This window comes from Streptomyces sp. NPDC019224, from assembly GCF_040632605.1.
In the GTDB taxonomy this organism is placed as follows: domain Bacteria; phylum Actinomycetota; class Actinomycetes; order Streptomycetales; family Streptomycetaceae; genus Streptomyces.
In genome coordinates, this window is sequence record NZ_JBEYCF010000044.1 from 47,925 (window position 1) to 65,795 (window position 17,871).

The following is a 17,871-nucleotide window of genomic DNA, read 5'->3' on the forward strand; positions in this document are numbered from 1 at the left end:
CGGCCGGGTCTAAATTATCCGCTTGTCGCACCAACAGCCTTACGAGGACGGTCATATGAGCGCCGACGCACCCGCCCCTGACGACACCGAGCTCAGGAAGCGCATCGACACGACGAGGGCGCACCCCGCGCGGGTCTACGACGTCTTCCTCGGCGGCAAGGACAACTACCCGGCCGACCGCGAGGCCGCCGCCATGGCGCTGGCCGCCAATCCGCGCGGTTACCTCACCGTGCGGCACAACCGGGACTTCGTGCGGCGCGCGGTCACCCTCGCGGCGAACGAGGGCATCCGGCAGTTCCTGGACATCGGCACCGGCCTGCCGACCCAGCAGAACGTGCACCAGATCGCCCAGGCCGTCGCGCCCGAGTCGCGCGTGGTCTACGTCGACAACGACCCGGTGGTCCTCGTGCACGCCCAGGCCCTGCTCACCAGCGGTCCCCAGGGCCGTACCGACTACATCGAGGCGGACCTGCGGGAACCGGACCGGATCCTGGAGGCCGCCCGCCGCACCCTCGGCTTCGACCGCCCGGTCGCCCTCGTCCTCGCGGCCGTGACCCACTTCCTCGAGGACGGGACGGCCTACCCCGTGGTGAAGCAGCTCGTGGACGCCCTTGCTCCTGGCAGCGTCCTCGTCCTGAGCAATGTCAGCTCGGACCTCAACCCGGAGCAGGTCGACAGCATCACGAAGGGCTTCAAGGAACGCGGCTTCGCCATGGTGCGCCGCTCGTACGCCCAGATGGAACGCTTCGTCACCGGCAACGGCCTGGAACTGCTCGAACCCGGCATCGTCCCCGTGCACCGCTGGCGTCCCGAGCGGGTCGTCGACCTGCCGGAGGCCGGGGACCCCGACCCCGAGTTCGTGGCGGGCCTGGACGAGCTGGACCGTACGCGCTACCAGGACATCAACGACGTCACCGACGCGGACGTCAGCGTCTACGGCCTGGTGGCCCGAAAGCGCTGACCCGCCGTCCTATTCCAGGACGTGCCGTCCCTCCGGCTGTGCGCTGCACGACGCCCTGAAGGCGCAGTGTCCGCAGTGCTGACCGGTCGTGGGGGTGAACCGCTCGTCCAGGACGCGGCCCGCGGCGGTCGCCAGCAGGTCGGAGACCCACGCGGAGTCCGGCGGCGCCTGCGCCTGCACCTTGGGCGCGGCGTCACCGCCCTCCTTCTGGGGAGCGGCCTGGCGCAGCTGTACGAGTTCGGCGCCGCCCGGCTCGGGCCGCGTACCGCCGAAGACGTCGTCGACCGCCCCTTCCCGTACCGCCAGCTGGTAAACGGCGAGCTGGGGGTGGCGGGCCACCTCGTCCTTCGTCGGGGCCTGCTTGCCGGTCTTGAAGTCGACGACATAGGCCCGGCCCTCGGCGTCCCGCTCGACGCGGTCCATGGAGCCCCGGATGCGTACCTCGTACTCCCCCGCCTCCAGCGTCACGTCGAAGTCGTGCTCGCCGGCGACGGGCGTGCGGCCGGCCCGGTCCATGACGTGCCAGCGCAGGAAGCGGTCGAGGGCGGCGCGCGCCTGCTCCTTCTCCTGGTGCGACTTCCAGGGGGCGTCGAAGACCAGCCCGTCCCAGACCGAGTCGAGCCGTTCCATGAGCACGGCCAGATCGGCGGGCGTACGGCCGGAGGCCACCTCGTCGGCCAGGACGTGGACGACGTTGCCGAAGCCCTGGGCGGCGGTCGCGGGCGCGTCGGCCTTCACCTCGCGGCCCAGGAACCACTGGAGCGCGCAGGTGTTGGCGAGCTGGTCGAGCGCGCTGCCGGAGAGGGTGACGGGCTGGTCCCGGTCGCGCAGCGGTACGGCCGAGCGGGTCGGCTCGTACAGGCCCCACCAGCGGTACGGATGGGCGGCGGGCACGAGCGGCCGGTCCTCCTCGTCGGTGAGCGCCGCCAGCCGGGCGAGGCGGCGGGCGGCCTCCTCGCGCAGGGAGTCCGATGCGGCGGGGTCGACGGTGGTGGCGCGCAGCTCGGCGACGAGCGCGGCGACGGACAGCGGGCGGCGCGGGCGGCCGGTGACGTCCCGGGGTTCGACGCCCAGCTCGGAGAGGAAGCGGGAGGGCTGGTCGCCGTCGTCGGCGGGGGCCTTGACCGCGGTGACGACCAGGCGCTCCCGGGCGCGGGTCGCCGCCACGTAGAACAGCCGCCGCTCCTCCGCGAGGAGGGCGCCGGGGGTGAGGGGTTCGGCGAGGCCGTCGCGGCCGATCCGGTCCGCTTCGAGGAGCGAGCCGCGGCGGCGCAGGTCCGGCCAGAGTCCTTCCTGCACGCTCGCGACGACGACCATCCGCCATTCCAGGCCCTTGGACCGGTGGGCGGTCATCAGCCGCACGGCGTCGGGCCGCACCGCGCGCCGGGAGAGGGTGTCGGCCGCGATGTCCTGGGCGTCGACCTCCTCCAGGAAGTTGAGCGCGCCCCGGCCGCCGGTGCGTTCCTCGGCGCGGGCGGCGGTGTCGAACAGGGCGCAGACCGCGTCGAGGTCCCGGTCCGCGTTGCGCCCGGCGGCTCCCCCGCGCAGGGCCGCGCGCTCCAGCCGGTCCGGCCAGGGGGTGCCGGACCACAGCGCCCACAGGGCCTCCTCGGCGGTGCCGCCGGCTTCCAGCAGCTCGCGCGCCGTACGCAGCAGCGCGCCCAGGCGCTGGGCGCCCCGGGCGTACGACGGGTCGTGTGTCACCAGCCGCTCGGGCTCGGCGAGCGCGCGGGCCAGCAGCTCGCCGGAGGGGGCGGGCACCCGGCTGCCGGCGGCGCGCTCCTCGTCCCGCAGGGCCCGGCCGAGCCGGCGCATATCGGCGGCGTCCATGGCCCCGAGGGGCGAGGCGAGCAGGGCCAGGGCGGTCTCGGTGTCGAGCCAGGGGGCGGGGGCGGCGGGTGCCTCGGCGCCGGTCTCCTCGGGTGTCTCGGGTGTCTCAGGCCTCTCGGGCGCCTCGGATGCCTCGGGTGCCTCAGGCACCTCGGATACCTCAGGCACCTCGGATGCCTCGGCTCCGTCCTTTTCCCCGGAGGCCACCGGGGCCCCGGCGGCCCCGGACGCCCCCTCCCCCGCTCCCCCGCGCAGCGCCGCCGTGGCCACCGCCCGCAGGGCCGTCAGGAGCGGGCCCACCGCCGGTTCGTGGCGCAGGGCCAGGTCGTCGCCGTCGACCTCGAGCGGAACGCCCGCCGAGGTCAGGGCCCGGCGCAGGGCGGGCAGCGTGCGGCCGCCGGCCCGGACGAGCACCGCCATCTCGTGCCACGGCACCCCGTCCTCCAGATGCGCGCGGCGCAGCAGGTCGGCGATGTTGTCCAGCTCCGTGGAGGCGGTCGGGTAGGTGTACGTCTCCACGCTGCCGCCCTCGCGGACCGCGCCCAGTTCGCGGTGGGCGCGGACCTTCGCCGACGGCAGCCGGGTGAGCGGCATCCGCCGGGTGAGCAGCCGGGTGGCGGCGAGCAGCCGGTCGCCGGAGCGGCGCGAGGTGGTGAGGACGCCGACCGGGGCCGGGGCGCCGTCCGCGCGCCGGAACCGCTCGGGGAAGTCGAGGATGCCGTTCACATCGGCGCCCCGGAACGCGTAGATCGACTGGTCCGGGTCACCGAAGGCGATCAGGTCGCGCCCGCCGCCGCCTCCCGGTGTGCTGCCCCGGTTGCCGGCCAGCGCGTGCAGCAGCCGCACCTGGGCCGGGTCGGTGTCCTGGTACTCGTCGACGAAGACCGCGTCGTACTTCCCCGCCAGCAGCTCCGACACCTCGGGGCGCTCGGCGAGCAGCACCGCACGGTGGACCAGCTCCGCGTAGTCCAGCACGCCCTGGCCGTCCAGCACGTCGAGGTACTCGGCGAGGAAGCGGGCGGCGGCGCCCCAGTCGGGCCGGCCGGTGCGCCGGGCGAAGTCGGCGAGGGCGTCCGGGCCGAGGCCCAGCTCGCGGCTGCGGGCGAGCACCGCGCGCACCTCGTCGGCGAAGCCGCGGGTGGTCAGGCAGGCGCGCAGTTCGTCGGGCCAGCGGATGTGCGGGCGCCCCTCCTTCTCCAGGTCGAGCTGGCCGGCCAGCAGGTCGCGGACGGTCACGTCCTGCTCCGGTCCGGACAGCAGCCGCAGCGGGTCCGCGAAGAGGTCGGCGTCCTGGTGGGCGCGGACGAGGGCGTAACAGAAGGAGTGGAAGGTGGTGGCCTGCGGTCCCCGGGCGGCGCCGAGCCGGGCGGCCATCCGGTCCCGCAGTTCGACGGCGGCCTTGCGGCTGAAGGTGAGGACCAGCACGCGGGCCGGGTCGGTGCCGCGGGCGATGCGCGCGGCGACGGCCTCGACGAGCGTGGTCGTCTTGCCCGTACCGGGCCCGGCGAGGACCAGGAGCGGGCCGCCGGGGTGGTCAACCACCGCGCGCTGCGCCGCGTCCAGGAGAGGGGGCTCCACCGAACCCGGCAGGGTGCGCACCAGCCGGTACGGGCCCGCGGTCCCCGGCCGTGCGTGACGGTGGGGACTGTGCCGGGTGGTGGAGGAGGTACTCACGTGGGATCGCCGGTCCTGGGGGGTGTACGGGTGGTGAGGGCGCGGTGTCGTCCGCGAGCTGACGACGCTACTCGGGGACGGTCCCCGAATGCGCCGGTACGGCTGCGGGGCTCGTCACGTTATCCGGATCCGGGGAGCGGGACCGCGGAGGGCCGGACGGTAAAGGGCCGGACTCCGCACGCCCCCGCGGCCCCGGACCGGCCGCCGGTGGCCCCGGCACCGCGCCGGCCCCCGCACCACGCCCCGCGCACACCGTACGGACCCGGCTCCGCCCGATCCGCCGTCGGATGGCCGAAGCTGTCAGGTGTGAGCTCCCCCACCGCCGCCGGCCGCGTCCGCCGGGCCGCCCGTCACGCCGTCCCACCGCGCGCGCCGCATGTCCAGGCGCGGCAGGTGGCCCTCCGCACGCGCGGAGGTCTCGCGCAGCGGGGTGCTCTCCTCGCGGTAGTGGTCCAGGGCGCGCAGCTCGTGGCCCGGCAGCAGCCTGCCGTCGGAGCGCACCACGCGCCACCACGGCACCGCGCTCCCGTACAGCGCCATGACCCGGCCGACCTGGCGCGGGCCGCCCTCGTCCAGCCACTCCGCGACATCGCCGTACGTCATGACGCGGCCGGGCGGGATCAGTTCGGCGACGTCGAGCACGCGCTCCGCGTACTCCGGCAACGCGTCGCCCGTCGGGTGTTCGCTCATCCGCCCCATCCTGCCGCACGCCACCGACAGTCCGGGCCGTCCCGTGTCCATGCGCACACGGAGCGTGCGCACGGCGGGAAAGTTGCGTATCTTGCGCTTCGCACGCCCCCGCATCGCACCCTGATGCCCCCCTGCGCCCCTCGGCCGTGCCACCATCGTGCGGGCGGTGACCGGTGATACGAGAACACGAAAACCCATCAGAGGCGACGAAGGAGCAGGGCGTGCAGCCACCGAAGGCGGCCGACGACGCCTCCGACGCCGAGCCGCGTCCGGACGGGGACCGGCGGCAGCCGGACACGGACGCGGAATACCCCGCCGGGCATCCGGCCGGGTCGACGCTCGCCACCTCCGACGAGGCGCCGACCGAGCGCGTCTCGGGGGACGAACCCCTGCTGCCCGCCCGGGTGCACCGCCCCTCCGACCTGCTGCGCCTGCTCATCGGGGTGCTGGCGGTCGTCGTGCTGTTCTCCGTCGCCGCCTTCGCCCACGGCACGACCACCGGCCTCGAACAGGACATCAGCAAGGGCACGGGCCAGGCCCCCGACCTGCTGATCAAGCTCGCCGGGCTGGTCTCCAGCATCGCCGTGCTGCTCGTCCCGGTCGCCTTCGCCATCGAGCGGCTGATCAAACGCGACGGGCTGCGGATCGCCGACGGGGTGCTGGCCGCGGTGCTGGCGCACGGGGTGACGCTCGCCACGGACCTGTGGGTCGCCAAGTCCGCTTCCGGCACCATTCAGGACGCGCTGACCCAGCCGCAGCCCGGTGACGCGGTCACCGATCCCGTGCACGGCTACCTCGCCCCCGTGATCGCGTACATGACGGCGGTCGGCATGGCGAGACGGCCGCGCTGGCGGGTCGTGCTGTGGATGGTGCTGCTGCTCGACGCCTTCGCCATGCTGGTCGGCGGCTACACGACCCCGTTCTCCATCGTGCTCACGGTGCTGATCGGCTGGACGGTGGCGTACGGCACGCTGTACGCGGTGGGCTCGCCGAACGTCCGCCCGACCGGCCAGCACCTGATGGCGGGTCTGCGGCACGTCGGCTTCCGGCCGGTCACCGCGATGCGGGCCGAGGACGCGCCCGACTCCGGCGACCAGAGCGACCGGGGGCGCCGCTATCTGGTCTCCCTGGAGGACGGGCCACCGCTCGACGTGACCGTCGTCGACCGCGAACAGCAGGCCCAGGGGTTCTTCTACCGGGTGTGGCGCAGGCTCACCCTGCGCGGCATCACCCAGCGCCGGTCCATCCAGTCGCTGCGCCAGGCACTGGAGCAGGAGGCGCTGCTCGCGTACGCGGCGATCGCCGCCGGCGCCAACGCGCCGAAGCTGATCGCCACCTCCGAGCTGGGCCCGGACGCCGTGATGCTGGTGTACGAGCACATCGGCGGCCGGTCCCTGGACGCCCTGAAGGACGCCGAGATCACCGACGACGTGGTGCGCGGTGCCTGGCAGCAGGTCAAGGCCCTCCAGTCGCGCCGGATCGCGCACCGCAGGCTCACGGGCGACGCCATCCTGGTGGATCGTTTCGGCAAGGTGTTCGTCACCGATCTGCGCGGCGGCGAGATCGCGGCCGGTGATCTGGTGCTGCGGATGGACATCGCGCAACTGCTCACCACGACCGGTCTGCGGGTGGGCCCCGAGCGGGCCGTGGCCGCCGCGCTGGCCGTGCTCGGCCCCGACGCGGTCGCCGACTGCCTGCCGCTGCTCCAGCCGATCGCCCTCAGCCGCTCCACCCGGGCGCAGCTGCGCCGGCTCGCCCGGGAGCGGTCGCAGCGCGAACGCGAGGCCGTGCTGGAGGCGTCGGACGCGGCCAAGCGCGCCAGGGCCGAGGACGCGGAGCTGTCCAGGAACGGTGACCGCAAGACCGCCCGCAAGTCGCTGCGCACCGAGAAGCAGGCCGAGAAGCGGGCCATGGACGACGCCCTCGACGAGGTGCGCGAGGAGGACCTGCTCTCCCAGATCCGCCGGGAGGTCCTGCTGATCCGGCCGCAGGCCCCGGTCGAGCCGGTGCGCCTGGAGCGCATCAAACCACGCACCCTGTTCAGCTTCATCGCCGGTGCCATCGCCGCGTACTTCCTGATCTCGCAGGTCACCGAGGCCGACTTCGGGGCGGTCGTGGAGCAGGCGGAGTGGGGCTGGGTGGCCGCCGCGCTCGGTTTCTCGGCGCTGAGTTACGTGGCCGCCGCGATGAGCCTGCTGGGCTTCGTGCCCGAGCGGGTGCCGTTCGGCAAGACGGTCCTCGCCCAGGTCGCCGGGTCGTTCGTGAAGATCGTGGCGCCGGCGGCGGTCGGCGGGGTCGCGCTGAACACCCGGTTCCTGCAGCGTTCCGGGGTCCGGCCCGGCCTCGCGGTGGCCAGTGTGGGCGCCTCGCAGCTGTTCGGCCTTGGCTGCCACATCCTGCTGCTGGGCGCCTTCGGCTACCTGACCGGCACCGAGAAGACCCCGTCCTCGCTCACCCCGTCCAGGACCGTGATCGCCGGGCTGCTGACGGTCGCCGTGCTGGTGCTGGTGGTCACCGCGATCCCGTTCCTGCGGAAGTTCGTGGTGACCCGGGTGCGGTCGCTGTTCGCCGGAGTCGTCCCCCGCATGCTCGACGTGGTGCAGCGGCCGCAGAAGCTGCTCACCGGCATCGGCGGGATGCTGCTGCTGACCGGGGTGTTCGTGATGTGTCTGGACGCCTCGGTCCGGGCGTTCAGCGGGCCGGACACCCCGCACCTCAGCTACGCGAGCATCGCGGTGGTCTTCCTCGCCGGCAACGCGCTCGGCTCGGCCGCGCCGACGCCGGGCGGCATGGGCGCCGTCGAGGGGGCGCTGACGCTGGGTCTGATCGCGGTCGGGCTGCCGAAGGAGGTCGCCGCCCCGGCGGTGCTGCTGTTCCGGCTGATGACCCTGTGGCTGCCGGTCCTTCCCGGCTGGCTGTGCTTCAACCACCTCACGCGCAAGGGCGAGCTCTGACCGGTGCACGGGACACCCACTTGGACCGGCACCCCGTGCACCCGCCCCGGCGCCACCGCAGCATGGAGCGATGAGGACCTCCCCTGCCCTGCGCGCCGCGGCCCTCGCCGCCACCGTGACCGTGCTGCTCCCCCTCGCCGGCTGCGCGGACGGCGGTGACAACCAGACGACCGACCGCTCGACGAGCCCGCCCCGCGCGGCGAACGCCGCGACCGGCACGCCGTCCGGCCTCGCTTCCCAGAAGCTGCGGTGGAGCAGGTGCCCCGCCCCTTCCCAGGCGCAGGGGGGCGGCACACCGCCCTCCCCGCTGCCCGGCGGGGCGAACTGGGAGTGCACCTCCATGAAGGTGCCCCTCGACTACGCGAAGCCCGACGGCGACACCATCGAGCTGGCGCTCGTCCGCGCCAGGGCGATCGACGCGAAGAAGCGGATCGGCTCCCTCATCTTCAACTTCGGCGGTCCCGGCGGCTCCGGCGTCGCCACCCTCCCCGCCTTCGGCTCCGAGTACGACAAGCTGCGCACCCGCTACGACCTGGTGAGTTTCGACCCGCGCGGCGTGGGGAACAGCGACGGCGTCGAGTGCGAGACCGACAAGCAGCTGGACGCGCGCTACCAGGAGGACGGGACCCCGGACGACGCGGCGGAGGAGCAGGCGTTCGTCCAGGACACCCAGAGGTTCGCCGCCGCCTGCGAGAAGCGGTCCGGCGAGCAGCTGCCCTTCGTCGGCACCACCGACGCCGCCCGCGACATGAACCTGATGCGCCAGGTGCTCGGCGACGACCGGCTGTACTACTTCGGCATCTCGTACGGCACCGAGCTGGGCGGCGTCTACGCGCACCTGTTCCCCGAGAACGTCGGCAGGGCGGTCCTGGACGCGGTCGTCGACCCGACCGAGAACGCCGAGGAGTCCTCGCTCGGCCAGGCCAAGGGCTTCCAGCTCGCCCTGGACAACTTCGCGAAGGACTGCGCGGACCGGGGCGACGCCTGCAAGCTGCCCGGCTCCGACGCGGAGGAGATCGAGCAGGGCATCGCCGGTCTGCTGGACCGGCTGGAGAAGAAGCCCGTCCAGGGCATCGGCGCCCGCAAGCTGACCGAGACCCAGGCCACCACCGGCATCGCGGCGGCCCTCTACTCCAAGGAGACCTGGCCCCTGCTGGAACAGGGTGTGGACGAGGCCGACGGCGGGAACGGCTCCCTGCTCCTGGCGCTCGCCGACTCCCTCAACGGCCGCTCCGACGAGGGCCGCTACGACAACTCGGCCGCCGCCTACACCGCGATCAGCTGCGCCGACTCGCGCGAGCGGTTCACCCTGGAGCAGACGAGGGCGAAGCTCCCCGAATTCCGCGAGGCGTCGCCCGTCTTCGGCGACTACCTGGGCTGGGGCCTGATGGGCTGCACCGGCTGGCCCGTCGAGGGCACCTGGAAGACCCCCGACGTCAGCGCCCCCGGCTCCGCCCCCATCCTGGTCATCGGCAACACCGGTGACCCGGCGACCCCGTACGAGGGTGCCCGGGCGATGGCCGAGGAGCTGGGCGAGGGCGTCGGTGTGGAGATGACGTACAAGGGCCAGGGGCACGGCGCGTACAACAGCGGCGACGCCTGCGTGCAGAGGGCGGTCGGCGGCTATCTGCTCGACGGCAGGGTCCCGGAGGCCGGTACGGTCTGCGGCTGAGCGCCTGCGGGGCGCCCCCCTACGATGGGCGAACTGCCGTACGGGCGGGGCTCAACGGGGAGGAACGCACACGTGGTCGCACACGCACGGGCCGGGGCACTGGCCGCCGCCGCACTGCTGCTGACGGGGGTGCTCGCGGGCTGCGAGGACGGTAAGGACGACCAGCCGGGCAAGCGGGCGGACGGCGGCGCGGCCTCCTCGCCCGCCTCCCCGTCCGCCGCGGGCGGGCTGCCCGCCACGCTCACCTCGCAGCGCCTGGACTGGTCCCCCTGCGAGGCCCCCGAGGGCGGTGGGACGCCGGGCTCGGAGTGGCGCTGCGCCACGGTCGAGGTGCCGCTGGACTACGCGAAGCCCCGGGGCGACACGATCGGCATCGCCCTGATCCGCAAGCAGGCCACGGACAAGGGCAAGCGCCTGGGCTCGATGCTGTTCGACTTCGGCGGCCCCGGCGGCTCGGGGGTCTCGATACTGCCGCGCGCCGGCGGCGGATACCCCACGCTCAACACCCGCTACGACCTGGTGGGCTTCGACCCGCGCGGGGTGGCGCGGAGCGCCGGGGTGCGGTGCCGCGACGACAAGGCGCAGGAGAAGGCGTACCAGGACGTCGACATGACCCCGGACACGGCGGCGGAGGAGGCGGCGTTCATGAAGGACGGCGCCGGCTTCGGGGCCGGCTGCGCGCGCCTGTCGGGCAAGGTCCTCCCGTACGTCGGCACGACGAACGCCGCGCGCGACATGGACCTGATCCGCCAGGTGCTCGGGGACGAGAAGCTGACGTACTTCGGGATGTCGTACGGCACCGAACTGGGCGGCACGTACGCCCACCTCTTCCCCGAGAACGTGGGGCGTACGGTCTTCGACGCGGTCGTCGACCCGACCGCGGACACCACCGGGCACGCGCGCAACCAGGCGACCGGCTTCCAGCGGGCCCTGGACAACTACTTCAAGGACCGCGGCCAGGACCCGGAGGCGGGCACCCGGCGCATCACCGCCCTGCTGAAGCGGATCGACGGGAAGCCGCTGCCGACCGGCACGGACCGCGAGCTCAACGAGTCGCTGGCGATCACCGGAATCGTGCTCCCCCTCTACTCCAAGGACAGCTGGCCGGCTCTCACCCGGGCCCTGGACGAGGCCGAGAACGGCAGCGGCGCCATGCTGCTCCAGCTCGCCGACTCGTACAACGGCCGGGACGACAGCGGCCACTACGACACCCAGAACCACTCGCAGCGGGCCATCTCCTGCGCGGACGGCAAGGCCAGGCCCACGGCGGCCGAGGCGAAGGCGCTGCTGCCCGAGTTCGAGAAGCTCTCCCCCGTCTTCGGCCCGTTCCTGGCCTGGGACACGGCGGGATGGTGCTCCGGCTGGCCGGTGGAGGGCGAGCACGACACCCCGGAGGCGAGCGCTCCGGGCGCCGGTCCGATCCTGGTCGTGGGGACGACGGGCGACCCGGCCACACCGTACGAGGGCGCCCGCAGGATGGCGGACGAGCTGGGCGAGGGCGTGGGTGTGCTGCTCTCCAACAAGGGCGAGGGGCATGGCGCGTACGGCGTGAGCAGCTGTGTGACGTCGACGGTGGACGCGTACTTCCTGGACGGGACGGTGCCGGAGGACGGCAAGACCTGTTCCTAGCCCGGCACGCCGAAGGGGCCGGTCCGCGGACCGGCCCCTTCGATGTGTGGTTCTAGTAGACCGGCTTCTCGGGCTCGATCTGGTTGACCCAGCCGATCACGCCGCCGCCCACGTGGACCGCGTCGGCGAAGCCCGCCGACTTGAGGACCGCGAGGACTTCCGCACTGCGGACACCCGTCTTGCAGTTCAGGACGATGCGCCTGTCCTGCGGGAGGTCCTGGAGGGCGTTGCCCATCAGGAACTCGTTCTTCGGGATCAGCCGTGAGCCCGGGATCGCCACGATCTCGTACTCGTTCGGCTCGCGGACGTCGATGAGCTCGATCTTCTCGTCGGCGTCGATCCACTCCTTGAGCTGCTTCGGAGTGATCGTGGAACCGGCCGCCGCCTCCTGGGCCTCCTCGGACACGACGCCGCAGAAGGCCTCGTAGTCGATGAGCTCGGTGACGGTGGGGTTCTCGCCGCAGACCGCGCAGTCGGGGTCCTTGCGGACCTTGACCTGGCGGTACTGCATCTCCAGGGCGTCGTAGATCATCAGCCGGCCGACCAGCGGGTCGCCGATGCCGGCGAGCAGCTTGATGGCCTCGTTGACCTGGATGGAGCCGATGGAGGCGCAGAGCACGCCGAGGACGCCGCCCTCGGCGCAGGACGGCACCATGCCCGGCGGGGGCGGCTCCGGGTAGAGGCAGCGGTAGCAGGGACCGTGCTCGGACCAGAACACGGACGCCTGGCCGTCGAAGCGGTAGATCGAACCCCAGATGTAGGGCTTGTTCAGCAGGACCGCGGCGTCGTTGACGAGATAGCGGGTGGCGAAGTTGTCCGTGCCGTCCACGATCAGGTCGTACTGGGAGAAGATGTCCATCACGTTCTCGGCTTCGAGCCGCTCCTCGTGAAGGACCACGTCGACCAGGGGGTTGATCCCCTGGACGGTCTCCTTGGCCGACAGGGCCTTGGACTTGCCGATGTCGCCCTGGCTGTGGATGATCTGGCGCTGCAGGTTCGACTCGTCGACCTCGTCGAACTCCACGATGCCGAGCGTGCCGACACCGGCGGCGGCCAGGTACATCAGGGCGGGCGAACCGAGGCCGCCCGCGCCGACACAGAGCACCTTCGCGTTCTTCAGCCGCTTCTGCCCGTCCATCCCGACATCCGGGATGATCAGGTGGCGGGAGTACCTGCGGACCTCGTCGACGGTGAGCTCAGCAGCTGGCTCGACCAGGGGTGGCAGCGACACAGGAACCTCAACAATGCAGGTGGTCGGTTTCTACGTACTTCGACTACGTACGGTTGTTCTTGCCGTAACACTGCCACGCCCCTCCTCATTCCGAGATACCGGGTCCGATCCGCGAGACGATTTCGTCCCAGTACCTGGGCAGTGCCGCGAATGGGTCGCTTTGCCCGCGGCCGTTCCCCGGCCCCGACCGCCCGCCGCGGTCCGTGAAGAAGATCGTCCCCGCGCCCTGCCAGCGCGCGATGCGCATCGCCTCCTCCAGATGCGTGCGCGGAACACCGTGCACGAAGTGGGCGAACCGGCCGGGCGGGTAGTCCGCGGTCCACTCCGCCACCTGCGACCAGCGGTAGTCGCTCCACGCGCCCCGGAACGTGACGAGCTGGTCGCCGGTCTCGGCGTAGCCGGGGTACGGATGGGTGTCGTGCCCCAGCACGAGGTGCCCGCCGCCCTCCCCCAGGAACGCCCGCAGGGTGCCGGTGAGGCGGCGGACGGCGGGCAGTCCGGCGCGGTCGCCCGGACAGCGGTCGAGGTAGAAGCCGTCCACCCGGTACCAGTCCAGGAAGGACCGGGCCTCGGCGAGCAGCTCCCCGAAGGGCCGGTCGCCGTGGCCGAGGTCGAGCTGCCCGAGCAGCCTGCCGCCCGCCGCCCGCACGGTGTCGAGGGGCTCCCCGCCGCGCAGCGCACGGGCGCGGGCGTTGCGCAGCCGGCCCGCCGCCTCCAGGCAGTGCGGGTCGGGCCTGCTGCCGGGGCCGTTGTCGATGTTGAGGACCGCCCAGTGCAGCGGGGTGCCGGGGCGGCTCAGCTCGGCCCACTCCACCGGCGCCAGCAGCGGGTGCGCGTAACCGGGGACTCCGAAGCCGAGCCGGGCGGCCCCGCTGGTGCGGCGGGCGGTGCCGGTACTGGTCAGATACGGCACGCCGCCTCCATCCAGATGTCGGCGAGGGATTCCTCCAGGTTGATCCGGGGGCGCCAGCCGAGCCGGTCCCGGGCGGTGCGGACGTCGGCCTGCTGCCAGGCACCGCAGCCGTCCGGGTACGGGGACGGCGTGGCCGAGAGGTGCTCGATGACCGATTCCGCGGAGGTGCGGGGGGCTCCGATGGGGAGGCGCGCGGGGGGCGTGTCCAGTTCGTGCAGCGCGCCGGCGTATCCGGCGACCTTGGCAAGGACGGCCGCCGCGTCGCGCAGCCGGACGGCCCGGCCGGTGCCGATGTTGACGACACCCTGCGCGGCGGAGAGCGAGGCGGCGTGCACGGCCCGCGCCACATCGCGTACGTCGACGAAGTCGCGCTGCACGCCGAGGCCGCTGAGCTTCAGCTCGCCGTCGCCGGACTGCATCGTGCGGCGCATGGCCTCGGCGAGCCGGCCGAGCGGGGAGCCGGCCGGGGTGCCGGGACCGACCGGCGAGAAGACCCGCAGCACGACCGCGTCGAGGCCGGAGCCGAGGACGAGTTCGGTGGCGGCGAGCTTGCTGACGCCGTACGGGCCTCCGGGACGGGGGATGGCGTCCTCGGCGGTGGAGGAGCCGGGCTGGGAGGGCCCGTACTCCGACGCGCAGCCGACCTGGACCAGGCGGGCGGTGCAGCGGCTGCGCCGCATCGCCTCGCAGACGGTGGCGACGGCGACGGTGTTGTGCCGGGTGAGGTCGCGGGCGCCGCCCCGGGTCGCCCCGGCGCAGTTGACGACGACCCCGGGGTGGACGGCGTCCAGGAAGCGGGTGAGCGCTCCGGGGCTGCCGTTCGCGAGGTCGAACCGTACGTCGGCGTCGTCGCCGCGACCGAGAGCGGTGAGGTGGACGGCGGGATCGGCGAGCAGCCGGTCGGCCACGAACCGGCCGATGAATCCGTTGGCTCCGAGCAGCAGCACCCTCATCGCGCACCGCCTTGGGGCCGACGGCGGGCTGCCGGTGCGGGGGATTGCGGGGTCATGTCGGTGCCTCCTTGGGGAAGTTTCGTACGGGTTCGGGTGGTGACGGCCCACGGCGTCGGCTCCGCGGGCGGGCTCGGGGGGGCCGCCTCAGGGGGCGGTGTGGGCGGACGCCCTGGAGAGGGCGAGGACGGCGGTGATCAGCAGGCCGAGGGCGGCCGCGCCGCAGGCGAGCGCGGGGACGGCCCCGGTGCCGCCCGCCTCGACGAGGGCGTCGACGGGGCGGGCGACCGGATGGAGTCCGGGCAGCCGGCCCGCCAGGATCAGGGCGGGGGCGGCGGCCTCGACGGCGCAGGCGGCGGCGAGTCCGGTGGCGGCCGGTTCGGGAAAGCCGTGGACGGTCAGGAGCCGGGCCAGCAGGAGCAGCACCCCGAGCGCGGCGGCCCCGGTCGCCGAGCCGCCGGTGCCGAACCCCAGCCGGGCCAGGTACAGCAGCACGGCGAGGGCGCAGAGGAAGAGCGCGACGACGCCGAACAACAAGGGGCGCACGCCGGCCGCGAACTCCTCCAGCGCGTGGCTGCCGTGCAGCCTCCGGCGTGTGTACCGGGAGAAGAGGTGGGCACACCAGGCGGCGGGTGCCACCGCGAGGGCGAGACCCAGCAGGGGCGCCGGGGTCAGGGTCCAGGGCCCCTCGGGGCCGCCGCTGAGGACCTGGTTCAGCAGGGCGTCGCCGTACAGGACGTAGCCGAGCAGCCAGCAGACGCAGAGCGCGGCGGTTCCGGAGAAGCGGGTGGCGGCGCTCAGCGGGCCGGTGCGCACGGCGAGGACGAGGGCGATGAGGGTGAGCAGGGCCCCGCCGGAGCCGATGGCGAGTCGTACGTCGCCGCCGGGCATCCCGTCGGTGAGCCGCAGCGCGGCGAGGGTCGCCAGGCAGGCGGCGCCGGGCAGCAGCGCCCGCAGCGTCCATGCGGCGCGCGTCGTGACGTCGCGCGCCGGAGCGGGCTCCGTCGCGAAGGGCTCCCCCGCGACCGCGGGCACCCGCGCGAAGAGTTCCTCGGCGAGCGAGAAGACGTCCCGGTGCCGGTAACGGGCGGCGGTCCGGTCGGTGACCCCGTGCGCCTCGAGTCCGGCGGCGATCTCCAACGGATCGACGGCCCGTTCACACAGCTCCCGGTGCCGGTGCATGAGCGCCCGCACCGGGTCAGCGGTCCCGCGCCGCCCGGCAACCGCCTTGCGCACGGCGGCGTTACGGGCGGTGTGCGCGGTGTGCGCCACCTCGGGGGGGCGTGCGGAGGCTCCTGCGGGCGCGTCGGCAGGAGCCGAGGCGAGGGCGTGCGCGGGCTCGGCACTCGGGGCGCCGGCGTGCGCGGGCGCATCGGCGGTCGCGGGCTTCCCGGACACGGGGGCGGTCCCGCCGGGCGCGGGCTGCTCTCCCCGGGCCGGACGGTTCGGGCCGGCCTGGCCCGTCGTCTCGTGGTTACGCATCGCCGCCCCCGGCGCCCGCCCAGCTCGGGGTGCGGTCGGTGCGCTCCCGGTCGACCGGGTCCGGCCAGTGGTCCCTGACATGGACTTCCGGCGGGGTGGCGAAGGGGCGCGGGGCGTCGTCGGCGGCCGGCAGGGGCCTCTCACGTACCGGGGCCTGTGCGATCAGGTCCAGGTAGATGCCGCGGAAGGCGGCAAGGTTCTGCTCGACCGTGAAGAGTTCGAGCGCCCTGGCGCGCGCCGCAGCGCCCAGGCGTGCACGGCGTTCCGGGTCGCGCAGGAGCGCGATGCAGGCGTCCGCGAGCGCCCGGGGGTTGCGCGGCGGGACCACGAGCCCCGTGCCCCCGATGACCTCGACGACCGCGCCGACGTCCGTCGACACCGTCGCCCGGCCGCAGAACATCGCCTCGACCAGGCTGATCGGGAAGCCCTCGACCACGCTGGAGAGCACCACGACCCCGCCGGCCGCGTACGCCCGGGCCAGGTCGGGGACCTCGGGGCCGCCGATCTCCTCGAAGGTGACCGGGCCCTCGCCGGCCTGGTGGGGGTCCGACGCCTCGTCCGGGAACAGCTGGGCGGCCAGGGCGCGGCAGCGCTCCAGGTAGTCGGCGCCCGCCGGGCCCGGGGCGGGGGCTCCGATGATCCGCAGCCGGGCGGCCGGCTCGGCGAGGCGCACCTCGGCGAAGGCGTTCAGGAGCGCGACGAGGTCCTTGGCGGGTTCGATGCGGCCGACCCAGACGAGCGTGTCGGGACCGCCGTCGTCCTCGCTCTCGCCGAGCCCCGCGAACCGGGTGGACTCCATGCCGGGGTACACGGTCCGCAGCTTCGCGGGGTCGGCCCCGCACCGCTCCTGCCAGCGGCGGGCGTGGGTGTTGCCGGGGGTGATGAGCGCGGCCTGCCGGTAGACCTCGGTGGCGAGCCGCCCGTGGAGGTTCGCGAGGAGCGCGCGCACCGGCGCGCTGACCGGCGCACCGCCGGACGAGAGGTAGTGCGCCCGGACCCGCACGGCGTGCTCGGTGACCAGCAGGGGCACCCCGAAGAAGCGTTTGGCCAGCAGCCCCGGCAGGGCGGCGGTACCGCCCGCCGTGGCGTGGCAGAGGTCCACGCCACCGAGGCCGTCCTCGTCGTACCAGTCGAGGGAGAGGGGGCGCAGGGCCCGGTCCAGCTCGGCGGTGAAGGCGAGGAGGTCGGCGACGGTGGCGGTCTGGACGGTGCGCCCGGTTCCGGGCGCACGGCAGGCGGCCTCCAGGATGCGCACGGCCGTCTCGGAGCGCAGGGCGGCGGGCAGTCCGCCGTGCTCGCAGGCCAGTTCGGCGAGGCCGTAGAGGCCCCGCGTGAACCGCTCGTCGAGTGGGCGGCCGGCGCCGCCCTCCGTGCGGCCGCCGGACTTCCCGACGCCCGTGTCCGGCTCGCCCCGCCCGGTGTCCGCCGCGCCGCAGAGCGAGGCCGCGAGGTCCGTGAAGTGGGTGGCGAAGAGGCGTCGTTCGCGCCGGGCGTAGGCCCGTGCGCCCCCTCCGGTCAGCAGCCGGGCCAGCGGCCCCCGGGGGGCGTGCAGACCGAGGGCCTCCTCGTCGGCGGTCCACAGCGGTGCCGTACGCACGCTGCTGACCTGGGCCGGGAGCCGGACCCAGCCCTGCGCCTCCTGTTCGGCGGAGCGGCTGAGCGCGAAGAGGTCGAACTCGTGCTGCGCAAGCCCGCGTACCAGACGGTCGCACCAGAGTCTGGACTCACCGGTCGCATACGGATAGCCACCGTCGGTGAGCAGTCCGATCCGCACGAGCGCACCCCCGATCTCCCTTGTGAGCGGCCACCGTTGGATCGGCGGCTCGCGGCGGGACGACCGTAAGCGAATACGCCGGTGGCGCGACGGACGGTTGTCCGTCGCGCC

Annotated in this window: 11 protein-coding genes; 4 read left to right on the forward strand and 7 right to left on the reverse strand. The window is 74.0% G+C overall.

The window, feature by feature from the left end:
- Nucleotides 1-55 precede the first annotated feature (55 nt).
- The gene (locus ABZ564_RS24675; protein ID WP_360860432.1) at nucleotides 56-961 is read left to right on the forward strand and encodes an SAM-dependent methyltransferase; all 906 of its coding nucleotides are present in this window, start codon (nucleotides 56-58) and stop codon (nucleotides 959-961) included.
- A 9-nt stretch (nucleotides 962-970) separates the two neighbouring features.
- Here the strand turns inward: ABZ564_RS24675 and ABZ564_RS24680 are convergent, their stop codons facing one another.
- Entirely contained in the window at nucleotides 971-4,465 is a 3,495-nt protein-coding gene (locus ABZ564_RS24680) for an ATP-dependent DNA helicase (protein WP_360860434.1), read from the reverse strand.
- 300 nt (nucleotides 4,466-4,765) lie between these two features.
- A complete protein-coding gene (locus ABZ564_RS24685; protein WP_360860437.1) occupies nucleotides 4,766-5,155 on the reverse strand; it encodes an MGMT family protein in 390 nt (129 codons plus the stop codon).
- 221 nt (nucleotides 5,156-5,376) lie between these two features.
- Between ABZ564_RS24685 and ABZ564_RS24690 the strand changes: the two genes are divergently transcribed.
- From ABZ564_RS24690 to ABZ564_RS24700, 3 genes are all read left to right on the forward strand, one after another.
- Entirely contained in the window at nucleotides 5,377-8,109 is a 2,733-nt protein-coding gene (locus ABZ564_RS24690; RefSeq protein WP_360860440.1) for a lysylphosphatidylglycerol synthase domain-containing protein, read from the forward strand.
- Nucleotides 8,110-8,179: 70 nt separating this feature from the next.
- Nucleotides 8,180-9,781 carry an alpha/beta hydrolase gene (locus ABZ564_RS24695; protein WP_360860443.1) on the forward strand — a complete coding sequence of 534 codons (1,602 nt, stop codon included), beginning with the start codon at nucleotides 8,180-8,182 and terminating at the stop codon, nucleotides 9,779-9,781.
- Between the two features lie 72 nt (nucleotides 9,782-9,853).
- Nucleotides 9,854-11,410 carry an alpha/beta hydrolase gene (locus ABZ564_RS24700; RefSeq protein ID WP_360860446.1) on the forward strand — a complete coding sequence of 519 codons (1,557 nt, stop codon included), beginning with the start codon at nucleotides 9,854-9,856 and terminating at the stop codon, nucleotides 11,408-11,410.
- A gap of 52 nt (nucleotides 11,411-11,462) precedes the next feature.
- Here the strand turns inward: ABZ564_RS24700 and moeZ are convergent, their stop codons facing one another.
- The 5 genes from moeZ to ABZ564_RS24725 all read right to left on the reverse strand — a co-directional run bounded on the left by moeZ (nucleotide 11,463) and on the right by ABZ564_RS24725 (nucleotide 17,760).
- Nucleotides 11,463-12,641, reverse strand: a complete 1,179-nt coding sequence (gene moeZ / locus ABZ564_RS24705) for an adenylyltransferase/sulfurtransferase MoeZ (protein WP_360860449.1) — start codon at nucleotides 12,639-12,641, stop codon at nucleotides 11,463-11,465.
- Between the two features lie 85 nt (nucleotides 12,642-12,726).
- A complete protein-coding gene (locus ABZ564_RS24710) occupies nucleotides 12,727-13,554 on the reverse strand; it encodes a spherulation-specific family 4 protein (RefSeq protein ID WP_360860452.1) in 828 nt (275 codons plus the stop codon).
- Nucleotides 13,542-14,507, reverse strand: a complete 966-nt coding sequence (locus ABZ564_RS24715) for an NAD-dependent epimerase/dehydratase family protein (protein WP_360860455.1) — start codon at nucleotides 14,505-14,507, stop codon at nucleotides 13,542-13,544. The genes ABZ564_RS24710 and ABZ564_RS24715 overlap by 13 nt, the downstream gene beginning before the upstream one ends.
- A gap of 144 nt (nucleotides 14,508-14,651) precedes the next feature.
- Nucleotides 14,652-15,986, reverse strand: coding sequence for a hypothetical protein (locus ABZ564_RS24720; RefSeq protein ID WP_360860458.1), 1,335 nt, complete (start codon nucleotides 15,984-15,986; stop codon nucleotides 14,652-14,654).
- Complete coding sequence (locus ABZ564_RS24725; protein WP_360860461.1) at nucleotides 15,979-17,760, reverse strand: glycosyltransferase; 1,782 nt, start codon at nucleotides 17,758-17,760, stop codon at nucleotides 15,979-15,981. Before ABZ564_RS24725 ends, ABZ564_RS24720 begins: the two co-directional genes overlap by 8 nt.
- Nucleotides 17,761-17,871: the final 111 nt, after the last annotated feature.

Excerpts from the sequence above, each read along its gene's own strand:
- ABZ564_RS24675 (WP_360860432.1), top strand. The coding sequence starts at position 56 with ATGAGCGCCGACGCACCCGCCCCTGACGACACCGAGCTCAGGAAGCGC.
- ABZ564_RS24685 (WP_360860437.1), bottom strand. The coding sequence starts at position 5,155 with ATGAGCGAACACCCGACGGGCGACGCGTTGCCGGAGTACGCGGAGCGC.
- ABZ564_RS24695 (WP_360860443.1), top strand. The coding sequence starts at position 8,180 with ATGAGGACCTCCCCTGCCCTGCGCGCCGCGGCCCTCGCCGCCACCGTG.
- ABZ564_RS24715 (WP_360860455.1), bottom strand. The coding sequence starts at position 14,507 with ATGAGGGTGCTGCTGCTCGGAGCCAACGGATTCATCGGCCGGTTCGTG.
- ABZ564_RS24720 (WP_360860458.1), bottom strand. The coding sequence starts at position 15,986 with ATGCGTAACCACGAGACGACGGGCCAGGCCGGCCCGAACCGTCCGGCC.